This window comes from Candidatus Poriferisocius sp., from assembly GCF_965202595.1.
Classification (GTDB): domain Bacteria; phylum Actinomycetota; class Acidimicrobiia; order Acidimicrobiales; family Bin134; genus Poriferisocius.
This window is the reverse complement of the sequence record NZ_OZ241836.1, coordinates 1,428,786-1,447,863: the sequence shown is the minus strand read 5'-3', so window position 1 is coordinate 1,447,863 and position 19,078 is coordinate 1,428,786. Positions and strand designations below refer to the sequence as shown.

Sequence of the window (19,078 nt, the reverse complement as noted above, 5' to 3'; positions counted from 1 at the left end):
GCGGCCAGGGTCGGAGCAGGCGGATGGGGAATGTTCTCCGTGGTTGGGTGTAGTGAAAGTCCAGCCCGGTGACAGCGTTCAGATTCGCTCCTTGAGCTTTCTGGCTGGGGTTGGCAATAGTGATAACCTGCGGGCCGCCAGGTTCGCTATAGCAGATTATGGGCTCATTCATGGCCAGGTTGAAGTGAGTCTGGGCGAACCTCTAAATGATGAGTGCAATACTAAAAGCGGCGAACACTTGGGCCGCTTGACTACTGAGGATAGCCAAGTTATCGGAATTGTTGGCCCCACTTGTTCCAGTACTGCCACTACACTTTCTCCAAGGTTATCGGCGGCAGGTATGGTAATGATATCTCCTTCTAATACTTCCCCATTCTTGACCTCTGATTTGACTGGCACTCCAGGTCGATATTATTACCCTGGCTATTATCGCACATCATACAACGACAATTATCAGGGTCATGCTTTAGCTGATTTGCTAACTGAGCATTTGTCAATAGATAGGGCTGCTGTTATTCATGATGGCGATGCATATACACTTGGCTTAGCAGAAAGCTTCAGAAAGTACTTTGAGCAACATGATGGCACTATCACTGATTTTGTACAGTTGGCATCGGATGAAACTGAAGTGCTAGACACGCTCAAAGGTATAGCTAGCAAACAGCCTGGAGCATTGTTCTTGCCGCTCAATGAGGATTTAGCTAATGCTATTCTCAAACAAGCCACAGATCTAAGTGCCTTTGATGAGGTAGTAGTACTCGCTGGGGATGGTCTTACCAGCTCCGCATTCTTGCGCCAGGCTTTTACAAAAGGGATCTATGTTTCTACTCCCGATCAGAGGTTTACATCTGGGGAAAATGAAATCACCGGAATATCTCAGCAAGAACTCCGGCAGAGGTTCATAGACACTTCCGATGAAATGCCAGAGATAGGCTTTTGGGCTCATGCATACGATGCTACAGTGCTACTTTTGGAAGCCATCAGAAGTGCTTCATATATTGTTCCAGATACATCTCAGGGTAGCGACCCATTACACACCCTATACATCGACAGAGCAAGGGTACGTACTTACTTGAGTAAAGTCAACAACTTTCAGGGTGTTAGTGGCAATATATCCTGTGACCCCTTTGGTGACTGTGGTGAGCCACATATTGACATTATCCATAATATAGACCCTTCCAATATTGATAACATTTTTGACAATGTTGTATGCTCTTATACCAGTGAATCACCTTGCACTCCAGTATAAATAAGTAATTTACAGTGATAAAAAAGTTGTAGGCTGTTTGAGTATACTATTTCGTTGAGGTCAATATTCATTGAGTGCTATTTAGAGTCTCGGAGTGGGGTTTGGGGGCTGTTGCCAGGGTGGTCTTGGATAGCATCGGCTGGTGCCAAAGGTGGGAGGGGCTGATGGCCTAGAGCGAGGTGCCCGCACGGTTTCGCAATTAGCATCGGCTGGTGCCAAAGGCCCCTGATGCCAAATGGTGGCATGGCCAACTGATTTTGTGGGAGAACCGGTGTGGGAAATTTGAGCTTGACCGAGGCCAGCCACGCTCTGTGTCGCACCTCCGAAGTGATGGCTCGGCTGGTGGAACGGTTCGGGCCGGCCCGGTTCGGGGCTAGACCCAGGGTGGGGGAGCGGTTCGAGGTGCTGAGCCGCCAGATCGTTTACCAGCAGTTGGCCGGTCAAGCGGCCGCTGCCATCTGGGGGCGGGTGCGGGAGCAGGAATCAGAGTGGACTCCCGCTACGGTGAGGGCTCTGGGCGCGGAGCCCCTGCGGGCCGCCGGCCTGTCGGGGGCCAAGACCCGAGCAATACTTGACCTGGCCGCCCACTGCGAGCGGGGCTCGCTGGATCTGACCTGTTTGGGCCGGCTGCCCGACCAGGACGTGATTGCCCAGCTCGGCCAGGTCTGGGGTATCGGGGTGTGGACTGCTCAGATGTTCCTGATTTTCTCGCTGCGCCGGTTGGATGTGTGGCCGGTGGGTGACCTGGGGGTGAGAAAAGGTTATGGCCTGGCCCACGGCTGGACCGAACCTCCCGCTGCTGAGGAGTTGGAGTCGTTGGGCGACCGGTTCCGCCCCTACCGCAGCGTCGCCGCCTGGTACTGCTGGCGAGCCACCGAGATATGAACAGCGCAGCGTGCCCCCCCCCCCCCCCAACCGGGGAAACTCCATCACCGAAAACCCTACACTGCTAACTTCGGAAACCCTACACTATAAGCATCGGAATCCCTACACTCACGCCGCCCGACTATCGCCCGCGCCTAGTTGACCCAATAATCACAGAATGCCTCGGCTCTGTGGGGGCGGTGCTGATTGATGGCCCCAAGGGATGTGGCAAGACTTGGACCGCCTTGAATCACGCCCGCAGCGCCGTTCGCTTCGATGGCGATGCCGCCGCCCGCGATCTGGTTACGATTAGCCCCGAAGCCGTGCTGGCCGGCCCATCGCCCCGGCTGCTTGATGAATGGCAACTGGCCCCGGATATCTGGAACCACGTCCGCCATGCTTGCGACCGGTCCAGCGAGTCGGGTCGGTTCCTGCTGACCGGCTCGGTTGTCCCGGCCGATGATGCGGTACGGCACTCAGGAGCCGGTCGAGTGGCAAGAGTGAGAATGCGACCGATGTCGCTTTACGAGTCGGATCAGTCGAGCGGATTGGTGTCACTGGGCCGGCTTCTTGATGGGCAGGTGGTTGAGCCCGGATCCAGCGAGAAACGGTTTACCGATGTCTGTGAAGCGATCTGCGTGGGAGGTTGGCCCTGGCTTATTGGCCAACCTGCCGCTACCGTCCAGCGCAGGCTGCGTGATTACCTGGAGGAGGTGCGACGCCTTGAGGTCGATGTGGCCTCGCAGCGGAGCCGTAATCCCGTACTAGTAGAGAAGCTGCTGGTTTCTCTGGCCCGCAACACCGCCACAACTGCTCCCAATAGTCGCCTTGCCTACGACACCGGCAATGGTGATTCCATGAACCATCAGACTGTGCGGGCCTACCTCGATGCCTTGACCAGGCTGTTCATTGTCGAGGATCTGCCTGCTTGGCCTACCCATCTGCGTTCCCGGGCGCGGCTCACGAAATCCCCCAAGAGGCATTTTGTGGATCCCTCGCTGGCTGCGGCCGCACTGCGGGCAGGGCCCGACTCTCTGCACGCCGATCTGGAAACTTGCGGGCTGCTGTTCGAATCATTGGTGGTGCGCGACCTTCGCATATATGCCGGGGCCCACGACTGCGATGTCTACCATCACCGTATCGAAGGTGGTTTGGAAGCCGATGCCGTTATCCGCCGCCGCTACACCGGCGAGTGGATTGCCGTAGAGGTGAAGCTCTCCAATTCTGCGGACACAATCGACCACGCCGCCCGCTCGTTGCTGAAGATCGCCAACACGGTGGACACCGCAAAAACCGGGCCGCTCGCAGCCCTTGTTGTGGTAACCGCTACCGGCTACACCTACACCCGTCCCGACGGAGTAATCATCACCCCCATAACAACCCTCGGCCCGTAAGTAGATGCTTATGCACGGTATACAGGCAAGGGCCATACGCTACTAATGGTGGCAGAGCCATCAACATGCAACCCTGGTTTGAGTCCGTCCCTCATCCTTCCTCGGGAAGGTCTGAGGGTTGAACCTCTAGATGATTGTCATCAGCTTCTTTGATTCCATCTTGTGCTGCTTGTAGCAGCTTTTCCCATGGGATAATGTTCAAGCTGAAGCTGTGACTAAGGCGAGCAACAGCGTGAAAAGCCCCCTTGCAATGGGCTTTTCTGAGTGTCGATGAGACGGTACGACCTATAGAACCACGTTGCCAGAGAGCGACGATTGAGGCAGCACGGGCTTTCGGCGCGTTCAGAGCTGTTAGTCGTTTGACGGAAAGGCCAGTGAGTTCTTCCCAGATAATGGTGTCGTGGAGCAGTTCGTGTGCGGTGGAGAAGTCCAGCTTTGATGCAGTAGCTATCTCGGCAGCTTCTCGTGCGGTTCGGACACGCCACCACGCCATGGATATCGGACAGTTCGTAAGGACACTAACTTTCCCCCTAACTGCTTCAAGACCTCCTGTGCGTCGCAAGAAGTTGCGGGTCTGTTCCTCATCTCCGGTTCCGCGACTACCTTCGAGAAAGCAGTCAACTAGATCATCGAATCTCTCTTGCTTTATCCAGACTGCGTGGCAAGCTGCCCAGAATGCCGGTGTTGCTGCTTCGCCTGGCAAGATCCCATCAAGGCTCTCGGCCACCTTGACCTCAGCATACCGAGGCATTCGTTTCAATTCCGCTGCTGTGAGGGGGTTCGGTAGCGGAGGCACTACTGACATCAGTGCTGCCTTCGCTGCCTCTTCGGTGACGCGGAGTTGTTTCAGTAGATAACGCGAGCATTCATCATGGCCGGTGTTAACTGCTGTAATCAGCTCCTGCTGTAGACTGTTGAGTTGATGCCATTTCTGAGATTCATAGGCGCTGGTACTTAGCTGTACATCTGCCGAATCTTTTCCTTCAGAGACATCATTATTTTTCTGGTTATCGGACAATTGTTTTTGGCTTTTAGTCGAGATGATGCCCTCCTGCCATTTCCGATATGCCTCTTCGTCAACCATCGTCAAAATACCGCTAGATCGATAATTGCTGCTCACTCGCTATCTCCGATGCTAATCCAGAATTGCTCCAACGAAGTGGCTGCCTGAGCAGGGTCGTAATCTTCCTTGTCCCAATCGGGTAGTGGTGGGTCATGATCTTCAAGCTTAGCCCGAAGCTCCTGGGCAACAGGGCTATCATAATTTTCTCCATCTTCTCGTAGTGAACTACGGGGGAAGTGACCAAATACAGCAATAAGTGCAGCGATCTGGACATCACGCTTCTCACGACCATGGTCGTATAACTCTGCGGATAGGTTTACTCTGAAGTAAGGGTTACCCAATTCCCCTGCTTCTTCGACTTTCATAGTTCCTGGTTTGAGTGAATTATCTTTGAAAAATTTTAATAAGTTTACGAGAAGTGGTGTGAACTGATACTCACCACCATATGCTAGCCACCACCCAGCAGGTACCTCCACAGATTTTCGATTTATATGGACTAGATTATGTAATCCTGTCGTAGATAATGACGTATCACGGGCCACAATGATACCCGGTATTAAGTACAAATTATCGTTGCGTTCAGTCTCCGGCAAGTTGATTGATTGTTCACTGTTGGCGGCATGTTCAATTCGACTAAACATTGTGCGAGGGCAGCGAATCTCTGTTGCGTAGACGGCATCGCCACTTTCCAGAAGTTTCTTGATCTCCGGGGCATCTCTCAGAGTGTGTTTGACTGTGCTTCTTTGCTGCTTCAAAACTACATTGGTTGTATACTGTGCTCGAAGCCAATCAAGTCGGGAACCATCATGGTATAGAATGGGTATCGGGCCGACCCTGCTCCCCAGCGAGCCTTTCGGTTGCATCAGGCTTGATCCTTTGAGTTAGTATAATCATGGTCTGGCATAATTATAGAATCAATGGGGGCAGATATTTTGCTCATGCCTGGATCAAAAGGTGGCGCTTTAGTCCGCTTGACAATGTCAATACTTAGTAGGTGTGGCACCGCTGCAAGTTCGCGAGCTTTGCTGCCAGCTAACTCGATCAGCCAGGTATGTCCACCTGAAGTCGCTGGGAGTTCTAACTCCAACTCGCCTTCGGTAGTAGCCGCGGAGACGAGTCTGCCTTCTTGATCCAGTACCGACACAAGTCGAAGGTAGTCGTCAGGGAGTGGCTGCTCACAGGTACCGTCTGCACCTGAGGAGCGACGTACACGGATACCCATAGTATGACCGTCTTTGGTGTCCTCCTCATACTGCAAACCGACCTCAATAGTTCCCGCATCAGTGCTTGATTGTAGAACATGACGGTAGCGCGGTACCGAGCCAGGTCTGGGGGTGCCTTGGCGTCGTTCGCCTTTACCTCTATTTCTTCTATCTTTCCCTCCCTTAACATCGGTTTTCTGCCTGCCTCCTCCTTGTTTACGCGGTCGTCGAATGGGTTCCGCTTTGCGGATATAGTGGCCTTGGAGAGTTGCGAACGATTCCGGAGTGTATTCCTCCTCATCATCTCGCTGGCCGACATCGGTACGCAACGCGTCGGCTACCTTAGCAAGTTGTTCTCTCAGCAAGCGTTTCTGTTCGTTGTCCAGCCGGCCGCGGTCGATGCCTCGATGCTCAGGCCCCTCCGATGCGCGAACAAGCTTTTCTAGTTCACCGTCTTTGAGATTTATGACGGCATCAAAAGGCCAAACAGAGCTGAAGTCCCGCTTCAAGAGGCCTGTAACGCGGGAATCAATCCACATTCCCTTGCGAAAAAGATGAACTTGGGTTTGCTCACCACGTGCAGGATCAAGAGGTCTCCATTTGATTTTTACTCCCGAAAGAAGTCTTAACTCATTTCCATCTCGCAATGTAAGCCATGCTGCAAAAGCTTGTGCTCCTGAAATATGTCCTGTTTTGTAAGCTCTTTTGCGCTCAGCAATTTTTTCGAGCGTTGGAGTGAGCATGATTCGGTCAGCTTTATGAGTACTGCCATCTTGACTGATAATCTCGACTTTTAATCGCTCTTCGTCAATTGCAACACAAAAGTTTGCCGCGGCAACTTGCATTATCAATTCTTCGGAAGATGGTTCATCAGTTTCCCGGTGAAAGTCGTTGAACCCTGCTATTGCGACAACAGTACCTGTCTCAGTTTCAGGAAGGTAAGATGTGAGCATTGCTGGTACTTGGGTGGGGAACTCAGAACCATCCTTCCATGCTTTGCCCTTCCAGTCAGCACGCCTCCAATAGCCTTCAGGGGCGAGCAGCTTGCCATCCTGATTTGTACGTGTAGCTAGGATCGCATGGCCTGAGGATATTGTTCCACTTGCGCCTTTGTGAGTATATCTGCTGCCATACAGTACATAGCGCAGGTCTGAAGCGCCGAACGCGGCATGGTGGCCGAGTCCAAACGATCCCGCTCCACCTTCGCCTTTGTCCGTGTTGCCGACGGTCAGCAGGGAGATCATTTGTTGTGGATTTACACCACAGCCGTTGTCGGCACAAAGGAGAACAGGGATCCGTTCGAGTGAAATTAACTGACTGATGCGTCTGATGGTTATTTTTTCGTCATGGGAAGCTTGGGTATGCCGTTGCTGCCGTTCGCTCTTGGCTTTGGAGAACGCATCGCAGTACTGTGACCACCCAGGCAGCTCCCTGGGTGACACATCGGTAATTATAAATCTAACCTGAGCAGGACGTCCGGCTCTGTCGGCGGCATCTAAACAGTTTTGTATAAGCTCACGCACCACAGGTTCCGCTGATCCGTCAAACTGCGAAACCTGCGCGCTGGTGAAGCCCACAGGGGCATGGGTACGTCCAAAATGGAGTTCTCCGTCAGTCGGTGCAGTCACAAGCCGGAGTTCCCTCCTTGTAGCGGTTCAAACCGTCAATGCATCTACGACTCAGGTCTTCAAATGTGCCTGAGTTCACACCAAAAAAGCCGAAGGTTGAGATGCCATCGCCGTGGCGACGCGGCTCAGTTCGCATATGGCGCTGCTCAATATCAGCCCACCACCCGATGTCAGAAGGTGTCCCCAGATTGCGCCGGGGATCCGGCAGGGCCGACAATTCAAGAAGTTTCCTTGTTCCCTTCATGAAGCAGAAGGTGCAATTTCCCGCCCCAATGGGTATGTCAAGATCGAAATCACGTTCACGCCAGAATTTGATAACATCGTCGGCATCAATGCCAGCATCATGGAGCGGAAAATATGGCCTTTCACCTGGGGGTTGAGTATTGACTGTACATCCTGAAGTGGTTGCCCCCTCAGCGAATAGGCAGCGCATCAACACGCGGTCTACGCGTTTCGGTTCATCGGCTCGAAGCCCTAGTAGTCGCACGTGCTGAGCAGCTTTCTTGCCACGCATGAGGGCCGGTCGAAACTTAACGGCAGAACTGTTGTCCTGGTTGCGTCTGTGATTGACCAGGGGCACATCGGTGAAATCAGAAAAATCCTGTGCCGGACGCTGAGAAGGAAGGGATGCCAAGTGCTTGGCACGACGCAACACTTGTTCACGGGGTGCGCTTCCGCCACGACTTATGTAGCCCTCAGCAAACTGCTCTGCTCCAACCAAGTTGGCCCCTGAAGCACAGCCATTATCCCCGGGCCAGTGATGACCGGCGTGCGCAGGTCCCGTGGTTCCACCCAGCCAGTCACCGAGGAGCTTATGAGATGGGTACAGCTTCAATTTTGCTGTACAGGTTCGCGAATGGGGATTTGGTAATATCCCCTGAAATGAGAGCATTTCTTCGAACACCTCTCCACGGCTGCGGAAACCATCCGGGTGGTTCTCAATGGGCTCAGGCTTTACAAGGCGGTATGTCTCACGCCGCCAGTACTCACCTCTCCAGGCATCCTCTACCGTGCAGAACTCAAACCACAAGAATGGCAGTCCAAAATCGTGTTCAATGCGCCGCTTGCACTCCGCAGCGAATTCGTAGGTGCCTGGATGTTCAGCCGAAGTATTAGCGAACAGCAAAAGATCACCGCGTTCTGGTCGCAGCAGGCCTTCCTCTGCTGCCATAAGTGCTAGTGCAGCCGATGAACGGCCACCTGAGAAGCTCAGAATATGCGGAAGGTCACCATGAGCATCATCCCGGTACCGCAAGGGGCCGAGATGTAGGTATCGGACAAGCCCGTGATCCAGTTCGGTGTGGCTATTTTCTGGGGGGGGGGGGGGGCATAAGTGGCTGCCTCTGGGTGTCCGGTGTCGAATTGCCGTCAATGCTGTGACCGTTCCGAAGTTAGCCAGGGTGTCCGACCCCGACTCTCTTTACGGTCACTGCAACTACTTATAGGATAACCTACTCGTACTGTCCGGCGAATGTCAATCAGGGTGAGAAGCAGGCCAAAGAGGATGTCCCAACCATCCCGCTCGGGGGGGGGGGGGGGGGGCTACCCGCTCCTTACGCTAGGGTATCCGTAGCGGTCAGGCAGCGGGAATAGGAACGGGTTCTCCCGACACAGTAGCAATGGGTTCGCTCAGGCGGCGGAGCAGCGCAGGGTCGGCTTGGACCTCGGCCGTTGCCTTCCAATCCCAGAGGATGTAAGCGATGTGGGCTCGTAAACGCGGTTTCTCAGGCTCAATCGAGCGCCCCGGGCAGCCACGCCCCACGCCCAACAACCATGTCCAAGCAGCCACGCCCAACAACCATGTCCACGCCACCGCAACAGGAGGAGGGGGCGGGAAGAAATGGGCGGGCTGAGCGTCACGCATTCTCACTAACCTGGAGGCATGACGTCGCCGAGGGTTATTGATGCGGGGGGTGGGCGCTCGGTTAGAAGTTGGGGGTCAGACATCGAACCGGGCGCTATCGAGCAGGCCAAGCGGGCGGCTCGCAGCCCTGTGGTAGCGGGCAGCATCGCTTTGATGCCTGATGCTCACGTGGGTATCGGCTCGACCGTTGGTTCGGTGATCCCGACCGAAGCGGCCATCATCCCGGCAGCAGTTGGTGTGGACCTCGGCTGCGGCATGACCGCCATACGCACCGAGCACACCGCTTCACATCTGCCTGATGATCTCACCGATTGTCTGGATGCCGTGGCCGCTGCCGTGCCTTCGGGCTTCGCCGGCCATCCCGAACCGACCGCGGGAGCCCGAGCGTGGTTGAAGGCACACCCGCTGCCGGATGCTCGGGCCACTCCTGCGAAAGCCAGAAAGCGTATGGGGGCGCAACTGGGCACCCTGGGAGGCGGTAACCATTTCATCGAGGTCAGCTTGGATGAAGCGGGAATCGTGTGGGTCGTGCTGCACTCGGGGTCACGCGGGGTGGGCAACATTCTGGCCACCACCCACATAAAGGAGGCCAAGCGAACCTGCCAGGCCGCCGGGCGCGAGCTGGAGGATGCCGATTTGGCCTACTTCACCAAGGACGATGCCGGTTTCGCCCCCTATGTGGCAGACATGTTGTGGGCGCAGGACTACGCGTCGGCCAACCGCAGGCTCATGGTGGATGCCGTTCTTGTGGCGCTCAGGGCGACCACCGGGTTGGGATTCGAGATAGTGGATCGGGTGGACTGCCACCACAACTACGCCGAGGAGGAAATCCACGGCGGGCGCACGCTGTGGATCACCCGCAAGGGGGCGATCCGGGCCGGTTGCGGGGATCGCGGTGTTATCCCCGGCAGCATGGGTGACGATACCTATGTGGTGTCGGGCACAGGCAGCGAAGCCTCTTACCATTCCTCGGCGCATGGTGCCGGCCGCCGCATGAGCCGAAGCCAGGCCCGCAAGACGCTGTCCGTAGCCGATCTGGAACGTTCCATGCGGGGGCGGGCCTGGAGGTCGGATCGGGCTCACGACCTGCTGGACGAAGCCCCCGCATCCTACAAACCCATAGCGCAGGTCGTGGCCGACCAGGATGATCTGGTGTCGGTGGACCACAAGCTCAAGGCGGTGCTCAATTACAAGGGATGCTGATTTCGGTTTCTTCCTGGTGCCTGCGGTAATCCAGGGGCATCGTTGTGCTCAATTACAAGGGATGCTGATCGCGGCTTCTTCCCCATAGCCGCGGTAATCCAGGGGCTTCGTTCGCCTTCATGGGGCCGACCCGGTTAGCCCCATGACCGGGAAAGGGTGGAGCTGGGGGGAATCGAACCCCCGTCCGCTGAGTGAAGTCCGACTGCGATACGACCATTCCCGGTTTGCGGCATCAATGGCAGCCGCGCCGCCGGGTCGGGTGGCCCCACCAGGAGGCCCACCACCGGGTCTATTTCCCGGAGTCAGCGGTCTTTCCCGCCGTCGGTGGTCTTTCCCTACAGTCTCCACCGCTTCTGTTGCCGGGCTGCGATGGACCGACCCCGCGTGCCGTTACCGGTCGCGATGACTCTCTAACCCTGACGGATCAGGCTGCGAGAGGGACACGTTGTGTGTCGGTTATTTGTTTGCCCCGTTTTGCGAGTCTGAGCAACTCGGGTCGCACAGCGCAGCCTCCGGTCCCAACGTCGAAACCGATCAGCCCCGTGTGCACTGTTGTCAAGGTGCCCACCCATGATACCGGCTCAGTGGCTCGGGGGTTGATTCTTTTGTTTCCTCGCCGGGGAGCTCGGGGGTTGATTCCTTTGGGTCGCCTGATCGGGAAAAGTCCCTGGGCATCTTCGGGGTAACCTGGGGTTGTGGTCGATGAAGGGGTGGCACCGGATGTGCCGGGTGGGGAGGAAACCGGTGATAAGGATCGGTGGGAGGGTTTCCGGTCGGGGTTCGTGACCCTTCTGGGGCGGCCCAATTCGGGAAAGTCCACCCTGGTGAACGCCATCGTGGGTACGAAGGTGGCCATCGTCTCCGACAAGGCCCAGACCACCCGGCACGCGGTTCGGGGTGTCCTGCACCGGTCCGACACACAGGTGGTGTTTGTGGACACCCCCGGCATTCACAAGCCTCGCACCGCTTTGGGGGAGCGTTTGAACACCGCTGCTAACCATGCGGCTGCCGGCGTGGACGTGGTGTGTTTGTGCATAGACGCCACCCGGCCGCTGGGACGGGGAGACCGGTTCATCGCCGAGCGGCTCGGTCCCGAGTCCATCGTGGTGGTGACCAAGATCGACGCTGCTTCCCGGGCCCGGGTTGTGGCCCAACTGGCCGCCGCCGGCGAGTTGGGGTTCGCCGAGTACTTTCCCACCTCGGCCCGCACCGGCGAGGGGGTGGATGTTCTGGTGGATCGGCTGTGTGAGCTCATGCCCCCCGGTCCTGCCCTGTACCCCGGCGACATGGTGAGCGACATGCCCGAGGCCCGCTGGGTGGCCGAGTTGGTGCGGGAACAGTTGCTGACTCTGGCCCGAGATGAGCTTCCCCACTCCATCACGGTGGCGGTGACCGAGTGGGATGGGTCCCGTATACGGGTGGTGATACTGGTGGAGCGTGAGTCCCAGAAGCCCATGGTGATCGGCAAGCGGGGGTCGGTGCTCAAGGAGGTGGGTACCGCAGTCCGGGCCCAACTTCCCGAGGGGGTGTTTCTCGAATTGCACGTCGGGGTGGAGAAGAACTGGCAGCGCCGCCCCGAGGTGCTCGACCGTTTGGGTTACGGGCTGGAATCGTCGAGCGAGCCCTGAGGTGCTCGACCGTTTGGGTTACGGGCTGGAATCGTCGAGCGAGCCCTGATCAGATCTGCCCGGTGGGTTTTGCTCCCTTATCACCCGTGTGGCCCTCGGAGTCCAAGTCCGGAGATGCCAGCTACTGGCTTTGCTCCCTGATCGCCCGCAGGAACGCCTCGACCTGGTGGCGTTCGGCGGTACGGGTGAAGGGGGGCAGGGCTCGTACCAGGTCCCAGCGGTAGCCGGCCCGGGCCAGCCGGGAGTCGAGCACCGCCACCACTCCCCGGTCGGTGCCGCGGCGGATGAGGCGGCCGGCACCCTGGGCCAACCGGGTGCCGGCCCGGGGCAGGTCGACGAGGCGGAAGGCGTCCTTGCCGTATTGTTCACGCCGGGCCTCCAGCAGGGGATCATCGGGCCGGGGGAACGGCAGCCGGTCGATTGTCACCAGCGAAAGCGACTCGCCGGGCACGTCCACCCCCTGCCACATGCTCATGGTGGCGAACAGGCTGCTCTCCACCTCGGTGGCGAAGCGCCGCAGCAGCTCGGGTTTGGGTAGGTCGCGCTGGGTGTAGATCTTGAGGTCGAGCTTGTCCCTCAGCACCTCGGCCGCTCGATCCAGGGCCCGGTAGCTGGTGAACAGAGCCAGCGTTCGCCCCCCGGCTGCCTCCATCAGCGCGGCCAGCTCCTCGTGGATGGCCGATTCGTAGTCGGGGTTGCGGGGATCGGGCAGGTGTTTGGCGCAGTAGAGCAGCCCGGCGGCCTGGTAGTCGAACGGGCTGCCCACATCCATGGTGTCGTGCTCCTCGGGTTCGAGGCCCAGCACCTTCCCCAGGTTCATGGGGATGGTGGCGCTGGTCAGCACTGCGGTGGTGCGCGGCCACAGCTTCTCGGTCAGCAGATCACCCAGTTGGATGGGGGCGATCCGCCAGGTGGGCGACGACTCACTGCCCTCCACCCAGGCAACCTCACCGGCGTTGTTTGCCACCGCCCTGCTGAGATCCTCGGCCAGCGCGCCGGCTGCCCGCACCGCCCTCAGCTTGCGTTGGCCCACATCTCCGGGGCCGTCATCGGGCACGGCTTTCAGCTCGGCACCGGCCCGGTCCACCCGGCCCCGCCCCAGCACGGCCACCTCCAGAAGGTTGTCGGGCAGGGGAGAGGGCAGGGACTTGTCCCGGAACGGTGCCAGAACCTCCCGCAGCCGATCTCCCGAACTTTCGAGCAGGTCGGCAACTTCCGCTTCGGCCATCACCGATCGGATGTGGCGGGCCAGGTTGTCGAACCGGCCCCCGGTGAGCACCAAACCGGCCGCGCCCGACACGATGTCCTCCAGGCCATGGGCCTCGTCCAGAACCACCGTGTCGTGCTCGGGCAGGATAGGCGTTTCGCTGAACAAGTGCAGGCAGTAGAGGTGGGTGTTCACCACCACGATGTCGGCCTCCTCGGCCCGGTGGCCCGCCTTCTCGGCGAAGCAGGTTGGTCCCGACAGGCAGTTCTTCGCCCCCGGACACTCTCGCCCCGACACGCTGAGCGCATCCCAGGCCTCCGTTGAGGGTTCGAAGTCGAGCTCGGCCCGGTCGCCGGTATCGGTGCGCTGCGCCCAGGCCGCCAGCCGGGCCATCTCCGACGATGATCCGGGGGCGATGTCCAGCCTCTGCTGGTCGCTCTCGAGGTGCTCCTTCAGCCGCTGGAGGCACAGGTAGTTGGATCGGCCCTTCAACACGGCGAAGCGCACCGGCAGATTCAGCGCTTCGACCAACTGGGGGAGGTCCTTGTCGACCAACTGGTCCTGGAGGGTCTTGGTGGCGGTGGCCACCACCGAGGGGCCCTCTCCCATGGCCAGCGGGATCAGGTAGGCCAGGGACTTGCCGGTGCCGGTCCCGGCGGCCACGATCAGGTGACGCCCCGACTCCATGGCCTCGGCCACCGCCCTGCACATGGTGCGCTGACCCGGCCGGTGCTCACCCCCGCCCTTCAGGGACGAGACCGCCGCATCCAGTGCCACCTCCAGCTCGTCGATGTCGGGCATCTGCTCGACGTTACCCGCGCCGTGAGACAGTGAGCAGCCTCCATCATGGAAGCGTTGCAGGAGGGGCCGGGTGGATGGGCGCGTACCCCCCGGCATCAGTGCCGGTAACCGGGTAATGGAAGGTTGTTGCCGCCATGTCCTCCCAGCGGGGAGACTGTTCCCCCCAGCAGGGCTTGTCGGGGAGTACCGTTCAGGTGTGGGTATACCCGGTCATGGCCTCGACCTCAGTCGGATTCCCCGCCATGTGGGGTGCGTGATGGACGGCAACGGGCGGTGGGCCGAGCAGAAGGGCATGGCTCGTACCGAGGGCCACGAGCAGGGCGAGCATGCCTTGTTCGATGTGATCGAGGGAGCCCTGGAGCTCGGCATCGAATGGCTCACGGTGTACGCCTTTTCCACCGAGAACTGGAACCGCCCGGATGACGAGGTGCGGTTCCTGCTCAACTTCAACCGCACCATCCTGCGGCGGCGCTGCGAGGAGCTGAACGAGATGGGGGTGCGGATCCGGTTCTTGGGTCGCCGCGACTGGCGGGTGCCCAAGGGGCTGATCAAGGAGATGGACGAGGCCATCCAACTCACCCGGGGCAACCGGCGGATGACCCTGGCGATCGCCTTCAACTACGGCGGCCGGGCCGAGATCACCGATGCGGTGCGGCGCATCGCGGCCCGGCGGATCCCGGCCCGGCGGATCACCGAGCGCACCATCGCCCGTCACCTCTACGACCAGGAGATGCCCGAACCCGACCTCATCATCCGCACGTCGGGGGAGTACCGGATCTCCAATTTCCTGCTGTGGGAGCTGGCCTACTCCGAGTTGGTTTTCACCGATGTGATGTGGCCCGACTTCACCCGCCACGACCTTTATGCCGCCATCGCCGATTACCAGCACCGCGACCGCCGTTTCGGCCGGGTATGAGTGGGGAAATCCGGTGATCCGGGTTTGCAACCGGGGGTGGGGGGCTTCGATGATCCTGGTTTGTAACCGGCGGGCTCCGGTGATTTTGTTTCGCAACCGGGGGGTGGGGGGCTTTTTGCCGTGAGCCTCTATCGGGATCAGGGGATCGTGCTTCGCACCTACAAGCTGGGGGAGGCCGATCGTATCGTGGTGTTCTGCACCCGGGGTCACGGCAAGGTGAGGGCGGTGGCCAAGGGCGTGCGCAAGACCCGCAGCCGTTTCGGGGGGCGGCTGGAACCCACCAGCCATGTGGAGCTCCAGCTCCACCGGGGGCGCGGCGAGCTGGATGTGGTGACCCAGGCCGAATCGGTGGACCGGTTGCGGGCGGTGCGCGAGGATCTGGTCCGGTTGGGCAAGGCCATGGCCATGCTGGAAGCGGTGGATCGGGTGGGGGTCGACCGGGAGCCCGACGGCGCGCTGTATCGCATACTGCTGGGCGGTCTGCGCACCCTGAATGCCGGAGACTCCGCGCTGGTGGTGCCCGCCTTCTACCTCAAGCTGCTGGCCCACGACGGGGTGGGGCCCGAGGTTGGGGTGTGCGCATCCTGCGGCATCTCCGACGACTTGGGGGCTTTCGACTACAGCCGCGGCGGGGTGCTGTGTCGCGGCTGCCGGCGAGGATCCCCGCTGATGCCCGAGGTACTGGAGCTGATGCGGATGGTTCTGGGGGGCAACCTGAGCGCGGCGCTGGAGGTGGCACCGTCGCCGGCCACCGCCGAGGTGGAGCGCCTGGCCACCGCCGCCTTGGAGCACCACCTGGAACGTCGCCTCCGAACCACGAACGCCTACATTCTGTAGTTGGGTAGGGCTCCTTCTTTTGATGGCTGTCCCGAGCGCCTCCGGTATCAGACCTATCACCGGGGGCCGGTAGCCTGCGCCCCATGAGCAGCAACGATGCCGAACAGGGCGCGGGTGACGAACTGATGGAAAAACACGACCCGGATAAGGACCACCCGAATAACGACGACTTGATGGACAAGGTGGTGAACCTCTGCAAGCGGCGGGGGTTCGTGTACCAGTCGGCGGATATATACGGAGGGTTCCGCAGCGCCTACGACTACGGCCCCCTGGGGGTTCTGCTGCTGCGCAACGTGAAGGATGCCTGGTGGAGGACCATGGTGCAACTCCGTACCGATGTGGTCGGCCTGGATGCCTCCATCCTGTCGCCCCCCGAGGTGTGGGAGGCATCGGGCCACCTGACCAACTTCACCGATCCCCTGGTGGACTGCCGCAACTGCGGTACCCGCCACCGGGAGGACCAACTGGTCGATCCCGAGGTGTGTCCCCACTGCCGGCAGCCGGGGCAACTCACCGAGGCCCGCCAGTTCAATCTGATGTTCCGCACCCAGGCCGGTCCGGTGGCGGGGGCCGGGGCCGATGTGTACCTACGGCCCGAGACCGCCCAGGGCATGTTCATCAACTTCGCCAACGTGATCAACACCGTGAGGTCGAGGCCCCCCTTCGGCATAGCCCAGATCGGCAAGTCGTTCCGCAACGAGATCACCCCGGGCAACTTCATCTTCCGCACCCGGGAGTTCGAGCAGATGGAGATGGAGTTCTTCGTGCCCCCCGGCGAGGCCTCCTTCTGGTTCGAGTACTGGTGCCAGGCCCGCATGGACTGGTACACCGGCTTGGGCATACCCGCCGACCGGTTGCGGCTGAGGCCCCACGATGCCGACGAACTCAGCCACTACTCGGCCGGCACCGCCGACGTGGAGTACCTGTTCCCCTGGGGGTGGGGCGAGTTGGAAGGCATCGCCAACCGGACCGATTACGACCTGACCCAGCACGCCCAGCACTCCGGGGCCGATCTGGACTACTACGACCAGCAGGCCGGTGAGCGCTACCGGCCTCACGTGATCGAGCCGGCCGCGGGGGCCACCCGAACCATGATGGCGTTCTTGCTGGCCGCCTACGACACCGAGGAGGTACGGGGGGACACCCGCACCGTTCTGCGGCTCCATCCCCGGCTGGCCCCCTACAAGGTGGCGGTGCTGCCCCTGTCCAAAAAGCCCGAGCTCCAGACGGTTTCCGAGGAGGTGCTGGGCCTGCTCCAGCCCCGGTGGATGACCGACTACGACATAACCCAGTCGATCGGCCGCCGCTACCGCCGCCAGGACGAGATCGGCACCCCGTACTGCGTGACCGTGGACTTCGACACCCTGGAGGATCGGGCGGTCACCGTGCGCGACCGGGACTCCATGGATCAGGACCGGGTACCCATCCAAGACCTGATCGAGCACCTGGCTGCCGGGCTTGGGTTGTGAGTTTTATCGGTCCGGTGGTTCGGGCTGTTTGGCTTGGGTTGTGAGTTTGTTGTGATGGTTGGTCCGGTGGTTGCTGCGGTTCGGGCTGTCGAGCGTGGCGACATCCAACGGGTCGAGGCGGTGCGAAGGGTTTCTCCCGGCGATGTGGAGGATCTGCTCCACGCCCGGATAGCCGGCGACCCGGCGGGTCCGGTGGCCGCCCGAGGGGTGGCCGCCTCGCCGGGAGCGGCATCGGGCCGGGTGTGCCTGTCGGTGGAGGCCGTACTCGATGCCGAAGACCGGGGGTTTCCGGCCGTCTATGTCAGGCCGCTGACCACCCCGGCCGATGAGGTGGCCATGTCGGCCGCCACCGGCATCGTCACCGCCCGGGGAGGCCTGTCCAGCCACGCCGCGGTGATCGCCCGGGGCTGGGCCATTCCCGCAGTGGTGGGGGTGGAGACCCTGACGGTGGACGATGTCGCCGGGGTGGCTCGGTTGGGCGACATCGAGCTGCGCGACGGCGATCCCATAACCATCGACGGCTCGGCGGGCACGGTGATGCTGGGTGCGGCGACGGTGGGCTCAACCAGCGTGCCCGCCGAACTGTTCACGTTGCTGGGCTGGGCCGACGAGCTGCGGGGCGAGCGGCTGGGGGTGCGGGCCAATGCCGATGACGCGGCAACGGCCCGGACAGCTCGAAAGTTCGGGGCTGCCGGGGTGGGGCTGTGCCGAACCGAGCACCTGTTCTTGGGCGAGCGGCTGCCCCTCCTTCAGCGGGCGGTGACCGGGGGCGGCTCTGCGGCCCTCGATGCCTTGACCGAGGCCCAGGTCGAGGACCTGACCGAACTCCTCGAGGCCATGGACGGGTTGCCGGTGACCGTTCGCCTGCTCGACCCACCCCTGCACGAGTTCCTGCCCGACCACCCCGATCTGGCTGAGGACAACCCCATGCTCGGGGTTCGGGGCGCCCGGTTGGGGGTGCTGCGCCCCGAGCTGTACAGGGCTCAGACCAGGGCAGTGGTCGGGGCGGTAGCTCGCCGGATCGGGGTCGGGGGCGATCCTTGGGTGCAGATCATGGTTCCGCTGGTGGTGGGGGGTGCTGAGCTGGCCCACGTGCGGGCGGTGGTGGCCCATGAGTTGAGCGGGGCCGCCGGCCGCCTGGGCGGCAAAGTCGTCCCGGTGGGGGCCATGATCGAGACCCCCCGCTCGGCGCTGGCCGCGGCCGAGGTGGCCGCCCAGGCCGACTTCCTGTCGGTGGGTACCAACGACTTGACCCAGATGACCTTTGGATTCAGCCGTGACGACGTGGAGGCTCGGATCATGCGCCCCTACGTCGAGCAGGGGCTGCTGGATGCCAACCCGTTCGAGACGCTGGATCGCCAGGGGGTGGGACGGCTGGTCGCCGATGCGGTGGCGGCGGTTCGCTCGACCCGCTCCGGTATCGAGATCGGGGTGTGCGGCGAGCACGGCGGTGACCCGGCATCCATCGCGTTCTTGGCCGCCGCCGGCATCGACTACGTATCGTGCTCCCCCCACCGGGTGCCCGTTGCCCGCCTGTCCACCGCCCATGCTGTTATTGGTGTTGGACGGTGACTCGCCCGGTGGCTGTGAATGTTGGTGTTGGCCGGTGACCCGTCGGATGGTTGCGAATGTTGGTGTTGGACGGTGACCCATCGGATGGCTGTGCAGGTTGGTGTTGGACGGTGACCCATCGGATGGCTGCGAATGTTGGTTGGACGGTGACCCGTCGGATGGCTGCTCAAGCTGTCGCCGG

General features: G+C 60.5%; 14 protein-coding genes and 1 other RNA gene. 9 read left to right on the top strand and 6 right to left on the bottom strand.

Annotated features, from left to right (window positions below; translation table 11 throughout):
• The first annotated feature begins 91 nt into the window (after positions 1-91).
• The 3 genes from ACOGXC_RS06785 to ACOGXC_RS06775 all read left to right on the top strand — a co-directional run bounded on the left by ACOGXC_RS06785 (position 92) and on the right by ACOGXC_RS06775 (position 3,507).
• A complete protein-coding gene (locus tag ACOGXC_RS06785; RefSeq protein WP_419919929.1) occupies positions 92-1,249 on the top strand; it encodes a branched-chain amino acid ABC transporter substrate-binding protein in 1,158 nt (385 codons plus the stop codon).
• 273 nt (positions 1,250-1,522) lie between these two features.
• The gene (locus ACOGXC_RS06780; protein WP_419919928.1) at positions 1,523-2,134 is read left to right on the top strand and encodes a DNA-3-methyladenine glycosylase family protein; all 612 of its coding nucleotides are present in this window, start codon (positions 1,523-1,525) and stop codon (positions 2,132-2,134) included.
• A gap of 179 nt (positions 2,135-2,313) precedes the next feature.
• Positions 2,314-3,507: an ATP-binding protein gene (locus ACOGXC_RS06775; protein WP_419919927.1), complete on the top strand. Its 1,194-nt coding sequence runs from the start codon at positions 2,314-2,316 to the stop codon at positions 3,505-3,507.
• A gap of 91 nt (positions 3,508-3,598) precedes the next feature.
• Here ACOGXC_RS06775 and ACOGXC_RS06770 read toward each other — a convergent pair whose 3' ends face one another.
• From ACOGXC_RS06770 to ACOGXC_RS06755, 4 genes are all read right to left on the bottom strand, one after another.
• The gene (locus tag ACOGXC_RS06770; protein WP_419919926.1) at positions 3,599-4,591 is read right to left on the bottom strand and encodes a hypothetical protein; all 993 of its coding nucleotides are present in this window, start codon (positions 4,589-4,591) and stop codon (positions 3,599-3,601) included.
• Positions 4,592-4,623: 32 nt separating this feature from the next.
• Positions 4,624-5,325 carry a hypothetical protein gene (locus ACOGXC_RS06765; protein ID WP_419919925.1) on the bottom strand — a complete coding sequence of 234 codons (702 nt, stop codon included), beginning with the start codon at positions 5,323-5,325 and terminating at the stop codon, positions 4,624-4,626.
• 107 nt (positions 5,326-5,432) lie between these two features.
• The gene (locus tag ACOGXC_RS06760; RefSeq protein ID WP_419919924.1) at positions 5,433-7,400 is read right to left on the bottom strand and encodes a hypothetical protein; all 1,968 of its coding nucleotides are present in this window, start codon (positions 7,398-7,400) and stop codon (positions 5,433-5,435) included.
• Positions 7,384-8,571, bottom strand: a complete 1,188-nt coding sequence (locus ACOGXC_RS06755) for a hypothetical protein (protein ID WP_419919923.1) — start codon at positions 8,569-8,571, stop codon at positions 7,384-7,386. The genes ACOGXC_RS06760 and ACOGXC_RS06755 overlap by 17 nt, the downstream gene beginning before the upstream one ends.
• Before the next feature lie 711 nt (positions 8,572-9,282).
• On the opposite strand from ACOGXC_RS06755, the gene ACOGXC_RS06750 reads away from it, so the two are divergent.
• Positions 9,283-10,467: an RtcB family protein gene (locus ACOGXC_RS06750; RefSeq protein WP_419919922.1), complete on the top strand. Its 1,185-nt coding sequence runs from the start codon at positions 9,283-9,285 to the stop codon at positions 10,465-10,467.
• 154 nt (positions 10,468-10,621) lie between these two features.
• On the opposite strand, the gene ssrA is transcribed toward ACOGXC_RS06750, so the two are convergent.
• Positions 10,622-11,009, bottom strand: a transfer-messenger RNA (tmRNA) gene (gene ssrA, locus ACOGXC_RS06745).
• Between the two features lie 180 nt (positions 11,010-11,189).
• Here ssrA and era point away from each other — a divergent pair.
• Positions 11,190-12,095 carry a GTPase Era gene (era, locus tag ACOGXC_RS06740; protein WP_419920039.1) on the top strand — a complete coding sequence of 302 codons (906 nt, stop codon included), beginning with the start codon at positions 11,190-11,192 and terminating at the stop codon, positions 12,093-12,095.
• A 121-nt stretch (positions 12,096-12,216) separates the two neighbouring features.
• Here the strand turns inward: era and ACOGXC_RS06735 are convergent, their stop codons facing one another.
• Positions 12,217-14,199: an ATP-dependent DNA helicase gene (locus tag ACOGXC_RS06735; RefSeq protein ID WP_419919921.1), complete on the bottom strand. Its 1,983-nt coding sequence runs from the start codon at positions 14,197-14,199 to the stop codon at positions 12,217-12,219.
• A gap of 100 nt (positions 14,200-14,299) precedes the next feature.
• Between ACOGXC_RS06735 and uppS the strand changes: the two genes are divergently transcribed.
• From uppS to ACOGXC_RS06715, 4 genes are all read left to right on the top strand, one after another.
• Positions 14,300-15,019 carry a polyprenyl diphosphate synthase gene (gene uppS, locus ACOGXC_RS06730; protein ID WP_419919920.1) on the top strand — a complete coding sequence of 240 codons (720 nt, stop codon included), beginning with the start codon at positions 14,300-14,302 and terminating at the stop codon, positions 15,017-15,019.
• 120 nt (positions 15,020-15,139) lie between these two features.
• On the top strand, positions 15,140-15,856 hold the full coding sequence (gene recO, locus ACOGXC_RS06725) for a DNA repair protein RecO (RefSeq protein ID WP_419919919.1): 717 nt from the start codon (positions 15,140-15,142) through the stop codon (positions 15,854-15,856).
• A 173-nt stretch (positions 15,857-16,029) separates the two neighbouring features.
• Entirely contained in the window at positions 16,030-17,325 is a 1,296-nt protein-coding gene (locus tag ACOGXC_RS06720) for a glycine--tRNA ligase (RefSeq protein ID WP_419920038.1), read from the top strand.
• Between the two features lie 66 nt (positions 17,326-17,391).
• Positions 17,392-18,897: a putative PEP-binding protein gene (locus ACOGXC_RS06715; protein WP_419919918.1), complete on the top strand. Its 1,506-nt coding sequence runs from the start codon at positions 17,392-17,394 to the stop codon at positions 18,895-18,897.
• Positions 18,898-19,078: the final 181 nt, after the last annotated feature.